Genomic DNA, 5,990 nt, shown 5'->3' on the forward strand with positions numbered 1-5,990 from the left:
TCTGCGCACGGCTGGCCTCGCCGTTGCGGGCGGTACCGTTCCACGGCGCGATCTTGAACAGCAGCAGCATGCCGGGAATCGCGAGCGCGGTACACACGATGAAGTAGTCGAACCAGCCGATCTTCGCGACGATGAAGCCGCTCGCGGCCGACGCGAGCGTGCGCGGCACCGACGCGAGGCTCGTGAACAGCGCGAACTGCGTGGCCGTGTAGCGCGGGTCGGTCGTGCTCGCGATATAGGCGACGAACGCGGCCATCGTCAGGCCCGTCGTGAAGGTTTCGAACCCGTAGACGATCGCGAGCGCGACCGTCATCGGGCTGAATTGCGGCGCGACGGCGATGCCGAACACCGACAGCGCCGATGCGATCGCATGGCTCGTCGAGACGGTGAAGTCGTACAGCATCGCGAGTACCGGCGAGCCGGGGCCGAGCTGCGCGAGCCACGCGAAGCCGAGCGTCGACACCATCTGCAGCGCGCCGAAGATCCACAGCCCGCGACCGATGCCGATCTTCACGAGCCAGATGCCGCCGATGATGCCGCCGGCGACGCTCGCGACGAGCGCGGTGGTCTTCGCGACAATGCCGATCTCGGTGCGCGAGAAGCCGATGTCGAGGAAGAACGACGTCGACAGCGTGGTGGCCATCGTGTCGCCGATCTTGAACAGGAAGATGAACGCGATGACGAGCAGCGCGCCGGCCCAGCCGTCGCGCTGGATGAATTCGCGGAACGGCAGCACGATCGCGTCGCGCAGGTTGCGCGGCGGCGTGCCGACCACTTCGGGCTCGCGCACGAGCAGCGTCATCAGGATGCCCGGCAGCATGAACGCGCCGGTGAGCGCGAACACCGCGTCCCACGGCATGTGGTCGGACAGGATCAGCGCCAGCGAGCCGGGGATCAGCGCGGCGAGCTTGTACGCGTTCACGTGCACCGCGTTGCCGAGGCCCTGCTCGGTGTCGCGCAGCAGCTCGCGGCGGTACGCGTCGATCACGATGTCGGAGCTCGCGCCGAAGAACGCGACGAGCGTCGTGAGCGCGGCGACCGTCCAGATCGAGTCGCGCGGCGACACGAAGCCGAGCGCGGCGATCGCGCCGGCGACCAGCACCTGCGTGAGCAGCATCCAGCCGCGCCGGCGGCCCGGCCGCCAGCCGGGCAGGCGCGGGATGTAGCGGTCCATCAGCGGCGCCCACAGGAACTTCCACGTATACGGGAACTGGATCAGCGCGAACAGGCCGATTTCCTTCAGGTTCACGCCCTCGGAGCGCAGCCATGCCTGCACCAGGTAGACGAGCGTGAAGAGGGGCAGGCCTGACGTGAAGCCGAGGAACACGCAGATCAGCATGTGCGTGTTCAGATAGGCTCGCCAGCCGGGGTGATCCTCGTGAGCGGTGAGTGCGGGCGCCTCGTGTGGCGTTTTCGACATGGACTGGAACTGGGTAGCGTTGACTGATTGCGGCGGCAGCGCGCGGCGGGGGGGCGGCGCGGGCCGGGCCCGGCGTCCGTCAACGGCCCCCCGGCTCAGCTGCGCTTGACGCGGTAGACAGCAAGACTACCACGCCAGTTCGCTCCCCATCGAATCGGCTGGCCTTCGTGCAGCACGACGCGGTCGAGGATCGTGACGCCGACTTCGGGCGCGAGCGCCTCGAAATCCTTGATCGTCAGCACCCGCACGTTCGGCGTGTTGTGCCACTGGTACGGCAGCGATTTCGACACGGGCATGCGGCCGTGCAGCACCGACAGCCGGTGCGGCCAGTAGCCGAAGTTCGGGAACGACACGATGCACTCGCGGCCGACGCGCGCCGTTTCGCGCAGGATCGCGGCCGTCTGGTGGATCGTCTGCAGCGTTTGCGACAGGATCGCGATGTCGAAGCTGTGGTCCTCGAACAGCCGCAGGCCGTCCTCGAGATTCTGCTGGATCACGTTGATGCCGTTCTTCGCGCTCGCGAGCACGCCCGCGTCGTTCAGCTCGATGCCGTAGCCGGTGACGTCCAGTTCCTCCATCAGCAGCGCCAGCAGCGAGCCGTCGCCGCAGCCGAGGTCGAGGACGGTCGAGCGCGGCTCGACCCAGCGCGCGATCGTGCGGAAATCCGCGCGCGCGGACAGGGAATTCAGCGCTTGCTGGTTCATGCACCCACCTCGTTGGCGATTCGTTCGTAATACGCGCGGATCAGGTTGTGATAGCGCGCGTCGTCGAGCAGGAACGCGTCGTGACCGTGCGGCGCATCGATTTCCGCGTAGCTGACCGTGCGCTTGTTGTCGAGCAGCGCCTTCACGATCTCGCGCGAGCGCGCGGGCGCGAAGCGCCAGTCGGTCGAGAAGCTCGCGATCAGGTACTTCGCCTGCGTGTGCGCGAGCGCGGCCGTCAGGTTGCCGTCGAACGCCTTCGCCGGGTCGAAGTAGTCGAGCGCGCGCGTGATCAGCAGGTACGTGTTCGCGTCGAAGTAGTCGGCGAACTTGTCGCCCTGGTAGCGCAGGTACGACTCGACCTCGAATTCGACGTCGAAGCTGAAGTTGTACGCATCGAGCGCGCCGTCGGCGCGGCGCAGCGCGCGGCCGAATTTCTCGGCCATGTCGTCGTCGGACAGGTACGTGATGTGGCCGATCATCCGCGCGACGCGCAGGCCGCGCTTCGGTTTCACGCCGTGCGCGTAGTAGTCGCCGCCGTGGAAGTCGGGATCGGACAGGATCGCCGAGCGCGCGACCTCGTTGAACGCGATGTTCTGCGCGGACAGCTTCGGCGTCGACGCGACGTCGATGCAGTGCGCGACGCGCTCCGGATACATCAGGCTCCACGCGAGCGCCTGCATGCCGCCGAGGCTGCCGCCCATCACCGCGGCGAAGCGCTCGATGCCGAACGCGTCGGCGACGCGCGCCTGCGCATGCACCCAGTCCTCGACGGTCACCACCGGGAACTTTGCACCGTACGGCTTGCCGGTCGACGGATCGATGCTCATCGGGCCGGTCGAGCCGAAACACGAGCCGAGGTTGTTCACGCCGATCACGAAGAAGCGGTTGGTGTCGAGCGGCTTGCCGGGGCCGACCATGTTGTCCCACCAGCCGGTGCTGCGCGGATCGTCCGCGTAGACGCCGGCGACGTGGTGCGACGCGTTGAGCGCGTGGCAGACGAGCACCGCGTTCGAGCGCGCGGCGTTGAGCTCGCCGTACGTCTCGACGACGAGCTGATAGTTGCCGATCACGCTGCCGCTTTGCAAGCGCAGCGGTTCGGCGAAGTGCATGGTCTGTGGAGCGACGATGCCGATCGATTCCATTCGTTCCGCCTTATGACTGGGCGGCTAAATGGTGTCGGCGAGGCGCGGAGTCGGAGATGCGCGGCTGACGACCTCTTTAGCCGCATTTGTAGTGAACCGCCGGGACGGAGACATCGTCAACGCCCGGCCGGTTCGCGCGCCCGCAATCGAGTCAGCAAATCGGCGCGCTCCGACCTGCCGCTCGAGGAGCGACAGTCGGCAAAGTATAGCGGAAATTGCGCGGCACGGATTCCGGCACGCATGGCGCGGCGTGCCGCCGGGCGTCGGTCACTGCAGGATCAGCCGCAGATGCGCATCGGCCTGCTCGCCCGGCGGCTTGTGGAATCCGCCTTTCGCGAAGCGGTGCCAGCGGCCGATCACGTAGCTGACGAGCAGGCTCGCGCGGGCGGCGGGATCGTAGTCGGCCGGCAGCACGAAGGGCGTCGCGCCGTCGGGCGCCTGCGCCTCGGTGCGCGCGACGCGCAGGCATTGCTTGACGGTCGCCTCGATGCGGTCGAGCAGCTGGTTCACGCGCTCGGTCAGCCGCTCGTCCTCGCCGACCAGCGCCTCGCCGGTCAGCACGCGTGTCATCCCGGGGTTCTTCGCGGCGAAATTGAGCATCGTCAGCGCGATCGTTCGGGCCTGCAGCACGCCGTTCGGTTCCTTCGCGACGATCTGGTTGACGAGCCCGAACAGCGCCTGCTCGATGAACTCGATCAGCCCTTCGTACATCTTCGCCTTGCTGGCGAAGTGCCGGTACAGCGCGGCTTCCGACACGTCGAGCCGGGCCGCGAGCGCGGCGGTCGTGATCTTCTCGGGTTTCGGCGCCTCGAGCATCGTCGCGAGCATCTGCAGGATCATGACGCGGCGCTCGCCCGGCTTGGGGCGCGGGCGCGAGGGGGTAGCCTGGCTTTCGGTTACGGCTTGGTCCTGCGGGTAAGTCGGCTGCATTTTTGTCGCCCCGATCGTGTGCCCAGTCGGAGCGATTTTAGCGAACGAATGCGCTGGTCGACATAGTGGGGACGCCCGGTAACGGGCAGATGGCCCGGCAGGTGGCCGGTGATCCATACCGTGCCGATGCCGAGACGCTTGTAGCGCTTCAGGTGGCCGCGCGTATCCTCGACGAGGATCGCGTCGGACAGGCGGGCATGCGCGGCGCGCAGCGTCCGGCGCAGCATCGTGTGATCGGGCTTCGCGCGCCACGTGCGGCGGTCGCGCATGTGCTCGATCGCGATCACGCGCTCGAACAGCCGCTCGATGCGCAGCTCGCGCAGCACCGCGCGCGCATAGTTTTCCGGCGCGTTGGTCAGGATCAGCTTGCGGCCCGGCAGCGCGGCGACGATGCGCGCGAGGCCGCGCTCGGCGCGGACCATCGCGGGCAGGTCGGAAAACGTGTGGACCACGCGCAGGAAGTCGTGCGGGTCGATCGGGTGATGGCGCGTGAGGCCGAGCAGCGCGGCGCCGTAGCGCTCGGTGTAGCCGGTGCGCAGGCGGTCGGCTTCGGCGCGCTCGACCTGCAGCGTGTCGACGATGTACTGCGTCATCGCACGGTTGATCTCGGGAAAGATCGCGTGCGACGCGTGGTGCAGCGTGTTGTCGAGGTCGAACAGCCAGACGGGCGCGCCGGCGCGCGGCCGGCTGCGCGAGATGCGCCGGCGCCGCAGCGGGGCCGGCAGGTCGGGGCCGGGCGACTGGCGGCGTGCGCTCAATGCGAGCGGATCATCGTGCCGAACGGCTGCTCGGTCAGGATTTCCAGCAGCACCGAATGCTCGATCCGGCCGTCGACGATGTGTACCGACTTCACGCCGCTCTTCGCCGCGTCGAGCGCCGACGAGATCTTCGGCAGCATGCCGCCGGAGATCGTGCCGTCCTCGAACAGCGCGTCGATCTCGCGGGCGGACAGATCGGTCAGCAGGTTGCCGTCCTTGTCCATCACGCCGGGGATGTTGGTCATCATCAGCAGCTTCTCGGCGTTCAGCACGGTCGCGAGCTTGCCGGCGACGAGGTCGGCGTTGATGTTGTACGAGAGGCCGTCTTCGCCGAAGCCGATCGGCGAGATCACCGGAATGAACGCGTCGTCCTGCAGCGCCTTCACGACCGCCGGGTTGATCGCCTCGACTTCGCCGACCTGGCCGATGTCGATGTACTCGCCCGGGTTGTCGCGGTCCGGCATCAGCAGCTTGCGCGCGTGGATCAGGCCGCCGTCCTTGCCCGTCAGGCCCACCGCGTGACCGCCGAAGTGGTTGATCAGCATCACGATGTCCTGCTGCACTTCGCCGCCCAGCACCCACTCGACGACTTCCATCGTCTCTTCGTCGGTGACGCGCATGCCCTGGATGAAGGTGCCGGCCTTGCCGATCTTCTTCAGCGCGTGATCGATCTGCGGACCGCCGCCGTGGACGATCACCGGGTTGATGCCGACCAGTTTCAGCAGGATCACGTCGCGCGCGAAGCCCTGCTTGAGCCGCTCTTCCGTCATCGCGTTGCCGCCGTATTTGATGACCACGGTCTTGCCGTGGTAACGGCGGATGTACGGCAGCGCCTCGGCGAGGATTTCTGCTTTCAGCGTCGGGGCGATCTGCGAGAGGTCGATGGGCTCGGACATGGCGGCGGCTCTGGCTGGGAACGGTTGAAACACGGCGAATTGTACAGGAGTGGCGCAGCGCAGCATCGGGTTTTTGGGCGGCCCGGAATGCCGGCGGCGCGAGGCGGCACGGCGTGCGGCGGCCCGCCGGCTATGGCGCG

General features: G+C 67.7%; 6 protein-coding genes. All 6 read right to left on the bottom strand.

From position 1 onward, the window contains the following. A partial coding sequence (locus tag G3N62_RS33700) for an AmpG family muropeptide MFS transporter (protein WP_059561492.1) occupies nucleotides 1-1,420 on the bottom strand: 1,420 nt, incomplete at its 3' end. Nucleotides 1,421-1,515: 95 nt separating this feature from the next. After that, the gene (gene metW, locus G3N62_RS33705) at nucleotides 1,516-2,124 is read right to left on the bottom strand and encodes a methionine biosynthesis protein MetW (protein ID WP_034179337.1); all 609 of its coding nucleotides are present in this window, start codon (nucleotides 2,122-2,124) and stop codon (nucleotides 1,516-1,518) included. Continuing rightward, nucleotides 2,121-3,266, bottom strand: coding sequence for a homoserine O-acetyltransferase (locus G3N62_RS33710; RefSeq protein ID WP_034190246.1), 1,146 nt, complete (start codon nucleotides 3,264-3,266; stop codon nucleotides 2,121-2,123). Before G3N62_RS33710 ends, metW begins: the two co-directional genes overlap by 4 nt. Nucleotides 3,267-3,533: 267 nt before the next feature. Then, the gene (slmA, locus tag G3N62_RS33715; RefSeq protein WP_034190247.1) at nucleotides 3,534-4,196 is read right to left on the bottom strand and encodes a nucleoid occlusion factor SlmA; all 663 of its coding nucleotides are present in this window, start codon (nucleotides 4,194-4,196) and stop codon (nucleotides 3,534-3,536) included. After that, a complete protein-coding gene (locus G3N62_RS33720) occupies nucleotides 4,163-4,954 on the bottom strand; it encodes an HAD-IA family hydrolase (RefSeq protein ID WP_034190248.1) in 792 nt (263 codons plus the stop codon). Before G3N62_RS33720 ends, slmA begins: the two co-directional genes overlap by 34 nt. After that, the gene (gene argB, locus G3N62_RS33725; RefSeq protein ID WP_034190249.1) at nucleotides 4,951-5,850 is read right to left on the bottom strand and encodes an acetylglutamate kinase; all 900 of its coding nucleotides are present in this window, start codon (nucleotides 5,848-5,850) and stop codon (nucleotides 4,951-4,953) included. Before argB ends, G3N62_RS33720 begins: the two co-directional genes overlap by 4 nt. Between the last annotated feature and the right edge of the window lie 140 nt (nucleotides 5,851-5,990).

The organism is Burkholderia sp. Tr-20355, assembly GCF_017104685.1.
Lineage (GTDB): Bacteria > Pseudomonadota > Gammaproteobacteria > Burkholderiales > Burkholderiaceae > Burkholderia > Burkholderia seminalis.

Excerpts from the sequence above, each read along its gene's own strand:
- G3N62_RS33710 (WP_034190246.1), bottom strand. The coding sequence starts at position 3,266 with ATGGAATCGATCGGCATCGTCGCTCCACAGACCATGCACTTCGCCGAA.
- metW (WP_034179337.1), bottom strand. The coding sequence starts at position 2,124 with ATGAACCAGCAAGCGCTGAATTCCCTGTCCGCGCGCGCGGATTTCCGC.
- argB (WP_034190249.1), bottom strand. The coding sequence starts at position 5,850 with ATGTCCGAGCCCATCGACCTCTCGCAGATCGCCCCGACGCTGAAAGCA.
- slmA (WP_034190247.1), bottom strand. The coding sequence starts at position 4,196 with ATGCAGCCGACTTACCCGCAGGACCAAGCCGTAACCGAAAGCCAGGCT.